The sequence below is a fragment of the Pseudomonas sp. XS1P51 genome (assembly GCF_054897845.1).
Genome location: NZ_CM142707.1, coordinates 6,300,005 through 6,314,122 on the forward strand (window position 1 = coordinate 6,300,005; position 14,118 = coordinate 6,314,122).

The 14,118-nt window shown below is 57.7% G+C and carries 10 protein-coding genes and 1 pseudogene; 1 reads left to right on the forward strand and 10 read right to left on the reverse strand.

What is annotated here, in order from left to right; genetic code table 11:
* Positions 1-234 precede the first annotated feature (234 nt).
* The 8 genes from ACYZUD_RS29180 to ACYZUD_RS29215 form a co-directional block, all read right to left on the reverse strand.
* Positions 235-2,028, reverse strand: a complete 1,794-nt coding sequence (locus ACYZUD_RS29180) for a sigma-54-dependent Fis family transcriptional regulator (RefSeq protein WP_462021300.1) — start codon at positions 2,026-2,028, stop codon at positions 235-237.
* Positions 2,029-2,119: 91 nt separating this feature from the next.
* Positions 2,120-3,010, reverse strand: coding sequence for a transporter (locus ACYZUD_RS29185; protein ID WP_462021301.1), 891 nt, complete (start codon positions 3,008-3,010; stop codon positions 2,120-2,122).
* 59 nt (positions 3,011-3,069) lie between these two features.
* Positions 3,070-4,191: an NAD(P)-dependent alcohol dehydrogenase gene (locus ACYZUD_RS29190; RefSeq protein WP_462021302.1), complete on the reverse strand. Its 1,122-nt coding sequence runs from the start codon at positions 4,189-4,191 to the stop codon at positions 3,070-3,072.
* A gap of 18 nt (positions 4,192-4,209) precedes the next feature.
* Positions 4,210-5,670, reverse strand: coding sequence for a benzaldehyde dehydrogenase (locus tag ACYZUD_RS29195; RefSeq protein ID WP_462021303.1), 1,461 nt, complete (start codon positions 5,668-5,670; stop codon positions 4,210-4,212).
* Positions 5,671-6,002: 332 nt separating this feature from the next.
* Complete coding sequence (locus tag ACYZUD_RS29200) at positions 6,003-6,128, reverse strand: hypothetical protein (protein ID WP_462021304.1); 126 nt, start codon at positions 6,126-6,128, stop codon at positions 6,003-6,005.
* Between the two features lie 340 nt (positions 6,129-6,468).
* Positions 6,469-7,779, reverse strand: a complete 1,311-nt coding sequence (mdlD, locus tag ACYZUD_RS29205) for an NAD(P)-dependent benzaldehyde dehydrogenase MdlD (RefSeq protein WP_462021305.1) — start codon at positions 7,777-7,779, stop codon at positions 6,469-6,471.
* A 22-nt stretch (positions 7,780-7,801) separates the two neighbouring features.
* The gene (locus tag ACYZUD_RS29210) at positions 7,802-8,686 is read right to left on the reverse strand and encodes a transporter (protein ID WP_462021306.1); all 885 of its coding nucleotides are present in this window, start codon (positions 8,684-8,686) and stop codon (positions 7,802-7,804) included.
* A 37-nt stretch (positions 8,687-8,723) separates the two neighbouring features.
* A complete protein-coding gene (locus tag ACYZUD_RS29215) occupies positions 8,724-10,322 on the reverse strand; it encodes a GMC family oxidoreductase (protein ID WP_462021307.1) in 1,599 nt (532 codons plus the stop codon).
* Between the two features lie 173 nt (positions 10,323-10,495).
* Between ACYZUD_RS29215 and ACYZUD_RS29220 the strand changes: the two genes are divergently transcribed.
* Positions 10,496-11,578 (forward strand): helix-turn-helix domain-containing protein, encoded by a 1,083-nt coding sequence (locus tag ACYZUD_RS29220; RefSeq protein WP_462021308.1) that lies wholly within the window; start codon positions 10,496-10,498, stop codon positions 11,576-11,578.
* Positions 11,579-11,664: 86 nt separating this feature from the next.
* On the opposite strand, the pseudogene ACYZUD_RS29225 reads toward ACYZUD_RS29220, so the two are convergent.
* Positions 11,665-12,714: pseudogene (locus tag ACYZUD_RS29225) on the reverse strand (transposase); the annotation flags it as partial.
* Positions 12,715-13,082: 368 nt separating this feature from the next.
* A complete protein-coding gene (locus ACYZUD_RS29230; protein WP_462021309.1) occupies positions 13,083-14,063 on the reverse strand; it encodes an integrase domain-containing protein in 981 nt (326 codons plus the stop codon).
* Between the last annotated feature and the right edge of the window lie 55 nt (positions 14,064-14,118).

Below are 14,118 nucleotides of genomic sequence, written 5' to 3' on the forward strand. Positions count from 1 at the left end.
CACTCGACAGATAGCGCCGTTGGCAACCTCATGGGGCGTGTGATGGGGACAGTGAAAGTGGAGGGTTGGCTTGCCCGAATGTTCTATGTATCGCTTTACCGCATGCACCCGCTCGTGCTGTACGGTGTTTCCCGTACAGGCTTGCTGATGCTCGGTGACCGCATCGGGTGCAAGAATCACCCCCGTATGAAGCTGCATTGAGACCACGGCGTCGCGTTAACATCCGGGCTGCGGCTAGCGGCCCAGCCGTTTATACAAGGTAGTGCGTGAAATGCCCAATTGGGTCGCCGCCGCGCTGACGTTGCCCGCATTGGCCAGCAGGGCTCGCTCGATGGCTTGTCGAGTGGTGTCCGCGAGCCGCTGCATGGCCGCATTAGGCTGGCCAGAGCAGTGTAACTCAGGGGGTAAATGGTGCGTACGGATCAACAGCTCTCCGGTAGACAGCGCAACGGCCCTGCGAATCACGTTATCCAACTGACGCAGGTTGCCGGGCCAGGCGTAATCGCATAGCAACGCGCGGGCGGCGTCATCTGGTTGCAAGGTGCCATGTCGGGCAATTGCGCTGTCGATCAATTGAACAATGTCGACACGCTGAGAGAGAGGAGGTAATTCCACGCGGAACCCGTCGAGCCGGTAATAAAGATCCTCGCGAAACAAACCGCGAGCAACCTGCTCGGAAAGCGCGCAATGGGTGGCAGCAACGATCCGTACACTGAAAGGGCGTGCCTCGCTGCTTCCCAAGCGCGTGATGCGCCGATCTTGCAGCACCCGCAGTAAGCGGGTCTGCAAGGTAAGCGGCATGTCACCGATTTCATCGAGCAGCAACGTCCCCCCGTTCGCAGCCTCCAGCAGGCCAGTGGAGCCGCCTTTGCGCGCGCCGGTGAAACTTCCTTCGCTGTAACCGAAAAGCTCCGCTTCGATCAGACTGTCGGGGATGGCTGCGCAGTTCACTGCAATGAACGGAGCGTTGGGCGTGTAGCGTTGATGCAGGGCGCGGGCAAATACCTCTTTTCCCGTCCCCGTCGCTCCTAGAATCAGCACCGGGAGATCTGCCAGGAAGGCTTTTCCTGCTGCGTCGAACTGTTCGTTGACCCTGGGATCGCCACCCAGTGGCGAGCGAGAGGGGCGTGCAAGCCTGGATTTGATGGCCGCCGGCGTCTGTATCTTACCGTATACCCGTACGCCAGCGGTGAGTGTCAGCAGTTGGATGTCCTGATCTATTTGGCGCTGGCTGGCCGGTTCGAACAGGTCGTGAAGAGTCAGTGCGTGAGGGCGGTAATGTTCGATGCCCAACAACCGTTGCGCGGCTCTGTTGGCCGCCTCGATGCTGCCGTCTTCGCGGATCGCCAGCAATGCCTGCAACGGCGTGCCCAACAGGCGAGGGTCGTGCTGCAAGGCGATGACCCGACAGCCGACCAGCCCGTCGAACATATGATTTTCAGCGGCCATCGCCGCATGATTCAGACGCTCAAGCATCGTGCCCGCGTTGCGGCTGCCGATTCCTGTCAAGTCGAGAGCACCTAGCACTTCTCCGCTTAAACCATGCACCGGGACGCTGACACAGAAAAAACGCTCGAATTCCTGCAAGTAATGCTGATTGCCTACCACCGCCGTCGGGATGCCTTCTGCCAGCGTGCAGGCGGGCGCGGTCGTGCCGACGTCCGATTCAGCGACGCGGCGGCCAGGCTGGAGTAGTAGTAAGGGACCCTGGCTGCCCTGGGGCTGCCGCGTATGCACAATCCGGTTCTGCGGATTGACGCAGAACAACATCCAGTGGGTGTCTCCAATCAGTTGCCAGAGCCGTTCCATTTCCGGCCGTGCGTACTCGGCCAGACGATGGTCATGATCAGTCAGCGCCGCAAAATCAAGGTCCGCCCCCCAAAGGCCCGGGGTGTGCGGCAACAATCCTGCGTCACGCGAGCGGGTCCAAGAGCGGGCTATGCTATCAGGCAGAAGCCCGGCGGGGAGAGGGGCCCCCTCGGAGAAAAGGGCCCGAGCGGTTTGCAAGTCGAATTGAAGGGTATCCATGGGCAGACCTTATTGTTATGGCGACACAGCAGTAGAAGCATCAGCTGATTCTGCTGCATCGCGGTGCTCAGTCAAGGCGCGGGATTAGGCCTCAAAACAATAGCAGAGCGCGCAAATTTACTCCCGTGTCTTCGCGAAACCCACCCACCACGCGCGTGTCATGGGTCAACTGCGTGCTGAGCTGCAGGTTCGAGGTAACCATCTGCTGAAATTCGAAACGCACTTGTTGCACTTCGGTTTTCTGCCCGGTGTATTCGTCAGAGATGTATTGCTTGCCACCATCGGTCGCGGAGAAACCTAGAGCTAGCCGTTGGGTGGGGTTGAAGTCGTAGCGCAGGTTGGCCTGAATCTGATAGGTCGGATCTTGACGCAGCGTCTGGCTGCCCGTGCCCGCATCATTATTAGGCCCATAGAAAACCGCATCGCCATAGAGCTCCATCCCCCATTTGCCCCATAGCGGTTCGACCCAGCCGACTTGCAGGTCACCCTTGAAACGATTCTCTCCCAGGTTCACCGGGTTATGGCGGTCGTATTGACCCCATGGCAGGTAGATCAGCGGCGTGATACCGAAATAACGGCCACTGGCCCCCGCATTAGGCTGGTTGACGAGCCAGAAGGTCGCTCCGACGATGGGATCGGCCATACCGCTGTTGCTGCCCAGCTTTTGCCCACCGACTTTGACGTCGTAAACATGGCCTAAGGGCAGAAGGATCTGCGGGTCGATGGTGATACCGCCCAAATCCATGAAGTGAATAAGACGTAGGATGCTGATGTTGGACCGCAGCCCGGTTGAGCGAGTCGCATCAGGGCTGCCATCGCCGTTGAACCGATTGGCATGCCCCCATTGTTGATACCAGGCCGCGATGTTGGTGCCGGGTGGGGCGGCGTTGTAATCACCAGCGTTGACATCGACCGCAAAGGCTTTGCCAGTCAGAAGGGTGCAGGCCGCAAGGCCAAATGCATAGCGAGATGTGTGCTTCACGGGAAAGGTCCTGTTTCTTCTTGTTTGAAATGGCCGCCCTGTCGAACGGCCACTATCTGTCAGCGCTGAATGCGGATAATCGGCTTCAACGTGAGCCCCTTCTCGCTGTCTTCGGCGGCCTGATTAATTTCCTCGAAGTTGTAAAACTTGACGAGTTTGTCGAAGGCGAATCGGCCTTGCAGGTACAGGTGAACAAGTTCCGGAATGAATTTCTTGGGAATGCTGTCGCCTTCAACAATGCCCCGAATGGACTTGCCCCCCAGCAGTAGATCGTTGACGTCGAATTGCGCAGTGGTCCCCAGTGGAGGCGCGCCGACCACACCCAGCACGCCTCGACTGCCAAGGGCGTCTACAGCTTGGCGAAGGACTTCAGGACGACCTGTCGATTCCAGAGCGAACTGCACACCACCGGTGATTTCGCGAACCGCGGCAACCGGGTCCGTCTCACGGCTGTTCACCACATGCGTGGCGCCCAACTCCAGCGCCAGCTTCAAACGCGAAGGCACGACATCGACTGCGATGATGGTGCCAGCTCCGGCGACTTGCGCTGCTAGCACAGCGGAAAGCCCCACAGCTCCGCCGCCGAACGCGGCGAATGCACTGCCAGGTGTGACACGAAGCGAGTTGATGACGGCACCGGCGCCCGTCTGGATTCCGCACCCCAGAGGGCCGAGCAGTTCGATGGGCGCCTCTTTAGGAACGCGGACCGTGTTGTTTTCTCGGCCCAAGGCATAGGTTGCGAAGGACGATTGAGAGAAGAAGTGATCGTGCAGTACAGCTCCGTGCTCATCCTGCAGCGCATTCTGGCCGTCTGGTCCAGCGCCACTGAAGTTGCGCCCGAAAAACTCTTTGCAGTACGCCGCCTGACCGGTGTCGCAGGAGAGGCAGTGGCCGCAGTAGCCGTAGGTCATCACGACGTGATCGCCGACGGCCAGATCCACGACCAGAGGACCTACCGCTTCGATGATGCCTGCGCCTTCATGGCCCAGCACGGCAGGAAGGGGGACCGGATAATATTGATCACGCACGATCATGTCGGTGTGGCACATGCCTGTAGCGACAATGCGCACCAGCACCTCGTCACCTTCGGGCGCGCGAATGCGGGCCTGCTCCAGCACGAAAGGTGCGCCTTTGCCACGTGTGACAGCAGCTTGAATAGGGCGAAAAATTGTAGTCGTCATTTTTATTGTTCTCCGAGGTCACAGCGGATATGCAGGAGCTTCGCCTTTGAGGGTCAGCCACTGCCATTGAGTAAACTCTTCCCAGTTCGCAGCGCCGCCGATGCTGGTGCCATTGCCCGACGCGCCCACGCCACCGAATGGGTTGATAACTTCATCGTTAACTGTCTGATCGTTGATGTGCAGAAGGCCAGTGCGCAGTTGCTCGCCGAGGCGAAGCGCCCGGCCGGTATCACGGGAAAGGACGGCGGCGCTTAGGCCATATTCGGTATCATTAGCAAGCTGGACGGCTTCTTCGTCAGTCTCGAAAGGAACAACCACGGCGACGGGCCCAAAGATCTCTTCGTGGAATGCAGGGTTGCCACGTGTCACGCCGCTGATTACCGTCGGCTTAAAGAAAAGCCCTTCAGCCGATCCGCCAGTCTCTACTTTTGCCCCTGCGGCACGTGAGGCTTCGACGATCCGCAGCGCATTGTCACGCTGCGCAGCATTGATAAGTGGGCCTAGGTGTACTTGAGCTGTCGTAGGATCACCCACGGTCAAGCTCTGAGCTTTGGCAACGAGTCGTTTTAGAAAAGCATCGTAAATTCCGCGCTGTACTAAAACGCGGCCGGTTGACATGCAGATTTGCCCTTGATGGAGGTACACCCCCCACGTTGCATTCGCGATAGCAAGATCTAGGTCGGCATCATCCAAAATGATCAGGGAGTTTTTGCCTCCAAGCTCTAGAGACACCTTTTTCAGATGGCGCCCAGCAGCTTCCCCTACTTTACGGCCCGCTGCGGTGGAACCGGTAAATTGGATCATCGCTACCTGAGGAGACGCTGTGAGTGTGGACCCTGCGTCGGCGCCTCCAGGGAGTACATGCAGGGTGTTGGCGGGCAAGCCAGCCAGCTGGAAAAGGCGAGCAATGATAAAACCGCCACACACTGCCGTGCGGGGGTCCGGCTTGAGGACCACGGCGTTGCCGGTTGCCAGTGCCGGAGCTACGGCGCGCATGGCCAGATAGAGCGGGAAGTTGAACGGTGAAATGACCCCGATTACGCCAAGTGGGCGCCGCCGAGCCAGGCTCAGCCGACCCGCTGGCGATGGCAGAACTTCCCCTTGGCTGCGTGAGGGCAGGGCGCAGGCTTCGTGAAGCGCTTTGATGGTGACAGCGGTTTCGAATGCTGCTTTGGGACGCGTCGAACCGCTCTCGCGGACGATCCAGTCGATAATTTCATCCTGATACTGTTCGGCCAACTGTGCGGCTCGACGCAGAACTGAAGACCGCTGGTCATAGGGCAGTGCAAACCATTGTCGCTGGGCTTCGACGGCCCGTTCGCAACTGCGTTGTACCTGCGCGCCGTCTGCCATTGCCAGCGTGCCGAGTATCTGTCCGCTGCCTGGCGACAAAACGTCCACGCATGGAAGCGCCCCGGCTTCCCAGTCGCCGGCATACAGGCGCTCCTGCCACAGATCGTTGGGTAGCAATCGATTCATTGTTCACTTCCTTCTTATTGTGCAGTTGTTGGAGGTGCTACGTGGACTATTGCAGGTGCCGTGCCACACCGCAGAACCGCACTGGCGCGGGACTTTCAAAAAGCAGTTGTCGGAAAGCTGGACGATCGGAGGCTGGGGAGCTGTCCAGTATCTGAACAATCAGGATCGTGATCGGGTAATCGAGGGAGTTTTAGCGAAGGAAGGCTCGGCGATTGAAGCAGGAAGGTGTGCTACGCGCTTGGAGAGAGGGATCAGGCAGGGACGACGCAGGGCCGCAGAGGCTCCGTGCCCGATGAATCAGGCACGGAGGGTCGATTGGGCGCAGGGGGCGATCAGGCGACGATACGCACGGACCTCTTCTGAGTGAATGTCAGGAAGCTGTGATGGCCGTGGTACTCGCCCATGCCTGAGGTCCCCATACCGCCGAAGGGCAGGTAAGGCGAGAATGCTTGGAGCATGACGCTGTTCACCTGTGCGTCTCAAGATTAGATATGCAAGATGATCGAACAGGCGTGAAAAATAGACATAGGGATATGGCACGCGTCGCTACGATTTAGTACGAGCGCTTTTACGCAGTTGTTTCGGTCGCGTCCTATTCAACTCCCGTCGCCGGAGAAGCAAATCCAAATTTCATCAAGTTAAGAGGGACGTAGAAAAAGCCTCGGCCTTCCGGGAGCAAGCCCTTACTGGCGTATCAACCTACTGCTATCGCATAACACGCCAACAAGAGCCCTCCACAATGCAGCGGTGACGCAGCGGGATGATTACCAACTGCGCCACATCTGATAGCACCCTTGATTAAGGAACGATGCGTATCGACTTCTTGTGGGTGAACGTCAGAAAACTGTAATGCCCGTGATATTCACCCATCCCCGAGTTACCAACACCACCGAAAGGCAGGTAAGGGGAGAAGGCGTGCAGCATTACACCGTTGACCTGCGCATCGCCCGCTTGAATCTGGTCGATGACGGTCTGAGCTTGTGCCTGGTCGTGGGTGAAGACGTAGACCGCCAAAGGCTTGGGATGATACAGATTCACCGCGGCAATTGCCTCGTCGGCCGATGCAAAGCTGAGCACTGGCAGGATAGGCCCGAACAACTCTTCGGACATTAGCGCATCGCTCCACTGCACCTGGTCCACTACGGTTGCGCTGAACACCCGGCGCGCAGGATCCGCCTCGCCCCCCACCAGCACGCGACCTTTGCTGTCGGCGAGCAGTGCCTGAAGTTTTTCGACCTGGCGGCTGGTCACCAGTTTGCCGGTGGAGTCGATATCGGGCAGTTGCTGCTTGACCGCGTGCGCAAGCTTGGCCAGCAACGCCTCTTTTACGTCGGCCTGTACGTAGAGATAGTCCGGAGCAATGCAGGTCTGACCGCTGTTGATGAACTTGCCGAACAGCAACTGCTCGACCACCTGATCCAGGTTGGCGTCGGGCAGCACGATCAGTGGGCACTTGCCTCCGAGTTCCAGCACTACCGGGGTCAGGTGCTCGGCGGCCGCGCGCATCACCACTTTGCCGACGTTGGGGCTGCCGGTGAAAAAGATGAAATCGAAAGGCAGGCTGAGCAGATGGGTGTTCTGCTGACGCCCACCCTGCACCACGGCAATGTAGTCAGGTTCGAACGCTTCGGTGATGATCTTTTTCAACACCGCTGAGGTTTCAGGAGTGGTCTCCGATGGTTTCAAAATAGTGGTGTTGCCCCCTATGATCGCGCCCACCAGAGGCGTCAAGGTGAGGTTTATCGGGTAATTGAAAGGTCCGATGATGTAGGCCACACCGAAGGGTTCTTGGGTGACGTAGCAGGTGGACGGGGCAATGATGTCGGCGGTCGGCACTTCCTTGGGTACGGCCCATTGGTCCAGATGCTCCAGGGCGAAGTCTATTTCGTGCAGTACCGCGCCTATTTCCGCCAGATCGACGTGTTCGCGGGGTTTGCCCAGATCAGCGTCAAGGGCAGCATAGAGCAGTTCGCGATTGTCGAGCACCGCTTGCTTGAGGCGCTCCAAACTTTGCTTGCGAAAAGCGATGTCGTAGGTCTGGCGCGAAGCGAAGAACGCTTTCTGACGGGCGAAGATCGCGTCGATGGTGTGGTTATCCGGGAAGCTCATGGATCGATTACCTCGTCAATTTTCAAAAGACTTGCGCAATGCGCAGGTTAAGTTGGCTTTGAGTCTTGAAACCGTTGTCGACACTCGTGTCACGGCCCCAGCCGAAAATGAGTTGGGTCTTGGTGGGGAGCATGTAGGCGGCGCCGATCGTGTACTTGTTGATCCCTGGTCGGCCTTGACTCAAACCGTCGACAAACTGCTCGCCACCCCACTCATGGGAATAGGAGGTGCGCAGGTCCAGGCTGGGAGTAAGGTTGTAGCGCAGGATGGTCTGCCCTTGGTACAGCGTGCGCTGCGAGAGCGTTGCCCCGGTGCTGCCATAACGGTCGTTGTCACTGAAATGGGTGCCGTCGAACACCAGGTCCAAGGTCACCTTGTCGACCAGTCGCTGACTGAAGCCCAGTTGCAAGGTGTACTTGTGGCGGTTCTCGCCGATATTGAGTGGGTCGTCCTTGTCGTAGCTCCCGGTGGGCAGCGTCACCATCGGCGTTACCCCAAAAAAGGTTCCCGATGCCGGCCGGTTCACCAACCATATCGTGTTAGCGAGAATCAGATCGCCAACGCCGTTGCCAGTCCCGAGGTCGCTGCCGGCCTGCTTGCCGTTGACGTGACCGAACGGCAGCAGAAATTGCGGGTCGATGGTGAACCCGCCGATTTCCATGAAGTGGATCATCCGCAAAATGCCGATGTCCTGAGTCAAATGGGTGCCACCCCCGACATTGTTGCCATGGGCATAGGCGCTGTGGCTGTAGCCATGCTGGTAGTAGAGCAGGGCCATATTGCTGCCCGGCGACAGTGGATTGTAGTCACCGCCGTCGACATCCAGCGCCATGCACTTAGCCGGGACCAGTGCCGTGAGGCACGCCAAGGCCCCAGCGTGGGCAAGCGGGTTCCTTATTGATTTCATAGGGCAGATCTCCTTGCTGCAGGAAGCCGCGCGGGCCTCAGTGCTTGAAATAAGAGGCTACGAGCATTTTCGCGGCATGCAGTGCCAACGCCTGCGTCGGTGCATTGGTGTTGCCACTGGTGATGTTGGGCATGATCGAGGCGTCGATCACATGCAGGTTGTCGACCCCGTGGACCCGCAGTTGCGCATCGACTACAGCATCATCGTCATATCCCATGCGGCAGGTGCCCACGGGGTGCCACATGGTGGTCGCGACGCTCTTGACCCATTCGGCGATCTGCTCATCAGTCTGCACCTGGGCGCCGGGTGAGACTTCCTCATCAATGACCGGCGCCAGTGATTCCTGTTTCATGACTTCACGCATAGCTTTGACCGACTCCACCGCGACCTTGAGGTCGTACTCATGGCCGATGAAGTTGGGGTGGATGAGGGGCATGGAGGTTGGATCGCTGTCGGCCAGACGGATGTACCCCCGGCTCTTGGGTTGCAGCACCACCAGCTCGAAGGTGATGCCGGAGCGGCTACCCGTCGGGCTCAGGCCATCCTTGGAAATGATCGGCACGTGATAGCACTGCACGGTGGGCTCGGCGCTGAAATCCAGAGGGTCCCAGTAGGTCACCGTCTCGATGCCATTGCCAGCGGCCGGGCCATCCTTGGTCAGGATGTAGCGCAGGCCGGCATTGACCGTGCCCAGGCCTTGGGCTGCTTTCTGATAACCCAGGTTGCCGGTTACATAGGCGCTGAGCGGAACGATAGGGTGGTCGTGCAGATTCTCGCCCACGCCCGGCAGGTCGATCTTTACCGGGATGCCGAACTCTTCCAAGTGTGCACGTGGACCAATGCCTGAGTGCATGAGGATTTTGGGGCTGTGCACCGCCCCTGCGCTCAGCACCACGTGGGTGGCGTGGATCTCGGTACTGCGGCCGCCAACCAGCGCTTGCACGCCCACAGCACGATTTTGCTCGAACAGCACCCGAGTGACGGTGGTCTTGGTCAACAGTGTGATTCGACCGCTGTCCAGATGCCGACGCAAGTGCGCTTCCACGGCGCTGCAGCGGCGTTTGTTCTTGATGTTCGATTGCACCGGTGCGACGCCGATCTGGGTGTCACCGTTGTAGTCGGGGTTGTAAGGCAATCCATATTCCTGGAATGCTTTCAGGCAATACTGATTGAGCTCATTGATGCCATTGGGCATTTGGACGGCAAGGTTGCCATGAATGCCATGATGCTCGTTGTGAAAGGTGTCATTGCTCTCCTGTTCGATGAACGCTTTCCACATGTTGGCGTACGACCACCCACCTTCACCGCGCGCCGCTTGTTCCCAGCCATCAAAATCGCGCTTCTGGCCCCGTACGTAGCACATCGCATTGACCGATGTACCGCCGCCCAACACCTTGCCAGAGCGAAAGCGCCGCTCGCTGCCGTGTTGGGGGATCGTGTTGTCTTTGAACACATGCTTGTCATGGGCAAGGATGTTTCCGAAACCTGCGGGGATGTGGATCAGGGGGTCGCCGTCTTTTCCGCCGGCCTCAATGATCGCGATGCTGGCTTTGGTCTGCTCGGCGAGGTAGCTCGCCACTACGCATCCAGCCGCGCCGCTACCCACCACAATTACGTCAAAACTTTGCGTTGTCATGCTTGTTCACCGTCGATTGAGAGTATCGATTGCTTTCAAGCATGGTGCGACAGGATGACGCATGCGGCCATCGGGCTAGGGTCTGATCCGAAAGCCCAAAGATGACACTTATTGGTACAGCTAACGATTTTCGTGTTACAAAACTGAACAGTTCAAAGGTTGATCAATCGATAATGGATAAGTCGCACGCATTTGGGGCATTTTCTGATGATTACTCAGACCGACTGAGGACCGCTAAGGAAGCCATCGTTAGCGGCGGGGATGCAGGGCATATGGGCATCCCTGAATACCTGGTGGAGTCGTGGCGGCGCAGTCATGGATTTGGCATTCACCCCTCGGACCAGTTGCTGGCTTCACCAGATTCCCAGTTGTTCCTGATCGACGACCAGGACCGCTATTTGAGCGCGGTTGTCGGTCAGGCGATCGATTCGATCTGGAATTCGTTCGGCGGTGAAAATTGGGTGGTCTATGTCACCAACGAAGAAGGGGTCATCATCCGCGCTCGGCACGGATCGAACCCGGCGTCGAGATCCTTCGCGCTGCAAGTTGGCCGGCGCTTGAGCGAGTCGGACATCGGCACGACCGCACCGTCATGCGCCCTGCAGGAACGGCGGCCTCTGACTTTGGTTGGGGCTGAGCATTACCTGTCGGAATTTTCTCGTCTATTTTGTTGCGCGGTCCCGATTTGGGGCCCGTGGGGAACGGTCATGGGGGTCATGAACATCACCGGTAGTGAGGAGTTCAAATCTAGCCTGGTAGAAAAGAAACTGTTCAGCGCAGCGGTAAAGGTCGAGAACAGGCTGTTCATGGACGCTCATCGCTCCAATCAAGTGATCAGGATCCACTACGACTTCGAATTCATCGACACGCACCACGCGGGTCTAGTAGCGATTAACGGCTATGGGGACATCCTGTCGTTGACACGCTGTGCTGCCGAGATGCTGGATAACATTGATCCCTTTCACCAGCGCTGCAATCTGGCGGATCTCTTCCTGGATGATCTGCTGATCGATGGTCAGTGCTTCGAGGCCCAACTCAAGAACGGCATCGTGTTCTACACCCGAGGAATGCTGCCCGGTAGCGGCGCTGACATCAGTGCGCCGTTTGTGGTGCGCAAGATGGCCACTTTGCGAGATCGATCAGAGCTGCATATTCTTGAAACATTAGCCAAGACTAAAGGCAATGTCAGTAAGGCTGCGCAGATTCTCGGCGTTTCTAGAAATACCCTTTATCGGGTATTAAAGAAGCACGATTGATGTGTTTCCACTTCCAATGCTGGATCCTCAAACATACAGAAAACCAAGGTAAGAGAGTTTCCCACTAGTCCGGCTGTACGAAGCCGGGATCGAAAGATGATGGTGCCGGCTTTCGTGACATGTGAGCGCTGGTTCTTGAAGGCCCGCCACTCGCTACGCAATGCGCGTCCGGTGGGACAGCGATGCTCCTGCGTCTCTTCATTCCATTGAAAATCGCTGCTCGAGAGACTGTCGTTCTTACGCTCGGTTTTGTCCCAAACCGGCACATGAGGCTCAATGTTTTTTCGGTCACCATCCAGGCCAGCATCGGCGCGGTTCCATAAGCGGTATCGCCGATGAGCCGATCCGGCTTGGTGTCGAACTGTTCTTCGACCCGCTCGATCATGGTCTTGGTGCTTTCGACCTCGGCGGTTCGATGGGCGGGTGTCGGCTCCACGTCCACAATCACACCATGCTCGACATCAATCAGATAGTTCGTCGAATAAGCGAAAAACGCTGGACCTCCTGGCGCAGCGGTCCAACGTGCAAGTGGATCGGTCAGCGACAGGCGCTTGGGCAGTGCTTCGGCCAAAGCCTCTTCATCCAGAGCTTCAAGGTACTCACGCACGGCGCGAGTACTCAGCGACGGATCGCTCCAGTTGACCTCTTCGTTGCCGGGTACGCCTCGTTGTCGACTGGCATCCGCTTTGACGACGCTGGCGTCCACAGCAAAACCTTCGCCTTGACCAGACCTGCGTCCATGCAGCGACGCAGCACCTCGTTGAACAGCCAGCGAAACAGCGAGCTGTCACGAAAACGACCGTGGCGATTCTTGGTAAATGTAGAGTGGTTGGGGACTTCGTCTTCAAGACTCAAACGGCAGAACCAGCGATACGCCAGGTTCAAATGAGCCTCTTCGCACAACCGACGTTCGGAACGAATGCCGTAGCAGTAGCCCACGACCAACAGGCGAATCATCAGTTCGGGATCAATCGATGGACGCCCGATGGGGCTATAAAAATCGGAGAGATAATGGCGCAGATCGCTTAGATCGAGGCATCGATCAATGTTGCGCAGGAGGTGATTGGCTGGGATGTGATCTTCAATATTGAACGAGTAAAACAGTCGCTCTTGTCCCTCGACAATTGTCCCATCATGCTGCGAATCCTCCCGCTGGCCGATGACCTGATTTTGCAGCAGGCCAGGCAGGAGATTTACTTTTTCAACAGAATCGGCCGTTTTCTGACCTTCGTTTAGGGGTTGAACTGCCAGGGTTTTCCTAGACGATGAGTGAGTAATTGCATGGTCAGCAAATAGTAATAGCGCGTCGATTCAGTGCGCTGGTTTAGATGGTGATTCAAAAACCACGCAAGGTATTTTCTCTTCCAAGTCCATGGATTGCCGCATTGCCAACGCTCAGCGATTGCTGTTTGGATTGTCTTCGCCTGACAAATGTGGCGATGGCGCGTGGAATACGACCCGGTCAAGAGGCTTACTAGGAATGGCTCCATGTCAAATGGCTTGCTCATGCTCGACTACCAATGTAAGCCGACACCACGCCGATACGGCCGTGTCCCAGCTCATAGCTGATTTGCATTCGGGCATCCTGATCTAGGCGTCGTTCCAGCTGGTAGCAGCTGCCACCGTTGATAGGCGCGGGATGATGGGTGATTTGTTCATAGCGTTCGCATGCATAGGCCGCGCGCAATTCGTGGAAGCCTTTGAGGTTGTGCTTATGGAGGATGTCCCGTGCAGGACGGACGATTCTCCGTTGGAAATCGAGGTAGCTTTCGTTCGGTGCAAGCAGGTTGCGGCTACCGTCGGGCGAGACCTGATGGGCGAATGCCAGTGCACCGCAGATGTAATCGTTCACCGCGATCCAGCGAGGTGCCGACGCGCCTGCGCGGCCACCTTTGGTGCCATTCTGGATGTTGATCTTGCCGTAGTGTTCGGCCTCACGTTTTAAACGCGGTAGGTCCGCCAAAATGGCCTCGCGTAAGCGCATGCCGGTGGCTCTCGCTAACTGAACGATGGTCGCCGCGCGCGGCATTTGGTGTTCGCAGGGCGCGTCGACGATCTGCTTCACGTGTTCGGGGTCTTGGCCTTGCGGCACCGAGCAGCGAACACTGGTGCGCCGCATTCCCAGCGCCTTGCTCGGACTCGGCACTTTCACATGCTGGTCACCGCGAAGCGCTGCCAGGGTTCGATTCACACTGGATAACCGGTTTTGTGCTGTGGCGATAGCGAGCACGCCCTGTTCAACTTGCTGACGCAGATGTTCGGCGTAGTCCAGCAAGGTCTGCCGATCAATTTGTCGCGCATTGTTAAACCCCGGTCCATCCTCCGACCGACACCACCGCACGAATGCCCGCCACCGATCACTGTGCGCTTTGACCGTGCCGTAATGTCCGCAGCCAAATAGATCTTTCAGCGCTTGCGGCCCGGTATAGCTCAATTGCCGGCCATAGCCAAAATTCCGCCCGTCACGTTTACCTACCAGTGCCATGATCCAACTCCTCTCGAAGCCAAAATCCTTGAAGCTTTCCCCACGTCATCCCGCC

What these genes read in the sequence shown, in the direction of transcription:
- ACYZUD_RS29215 (WP_462021307.1), bottom strand. Translation starts at nt 10,322, where the DNA reads ATGACAACGCAAAGTTTTGACGTAATTGTGGTGGGTAGCGGCGCGGCT.
- ACYZUD_RS29180 (WP_462021300.1), bottom strand. Translation starts at nt 2,028, where the DNA reads ATGGATACCCTTCAATTCGACTTGCAAACCGCTCGGGCCCTTTTCTCC.
- ACYZUD_RS29200 (WP_462021304.1), bottom strand. Translation starts at nt 6,128, where the DNA reads ATGCTCCAAGCATTCTCGCCTTACCTGCCCTTCGGCGGTATGGGGACC.
- mdlD (WP_462021305.1), bottom strand. Translation starts at nt 7,779, where the DNA reads ATGAGCTTCCCGGATAACCACACCATCGACGCGATCTTCGCCCGTCAG.
- ACYZUD_RS29195 (WP_462021303.1), bottom strand. Translation starts at nt 5,670, where the DNA reads ATGAATCGATTGCTACCCAACGATCTGTGGCAGGAGCGCCTGTATGCC.
- ACYZUD_RS29210 (WP_462021306.1), bottom strand. Translation starts at nt 8,686, where the DNA reads ATGAAATCAATAAGGAACCCGCTTGCCCACGCTGGGGCCTTGGCGTGC.
- ACYZUD_RS29230 (WP_462021309.1), bottom strand. Translation starts at nt 14,063, where the DNA reads ATGGCACTGGTAGGTAAACGTGACGGGCGGAATTTTGGCTATGGCCGG.
- ACYZUD_RS29220 (WP_462021308.1), top strand. Translation starts at nt 10,496, where the DNA reads ATGGATAAGTCGCACGCATTTGGGGCATTTTCTGATGATTACTCAGAC.
- ACYZUD_RS29190 (WP_462021302.1), bottom strand. Translation starts at nt 4,191, where the DNA reads ATGACGACTACAATTTTTCGCCCTATTCAAGCTGCTGTCACACGTGGC.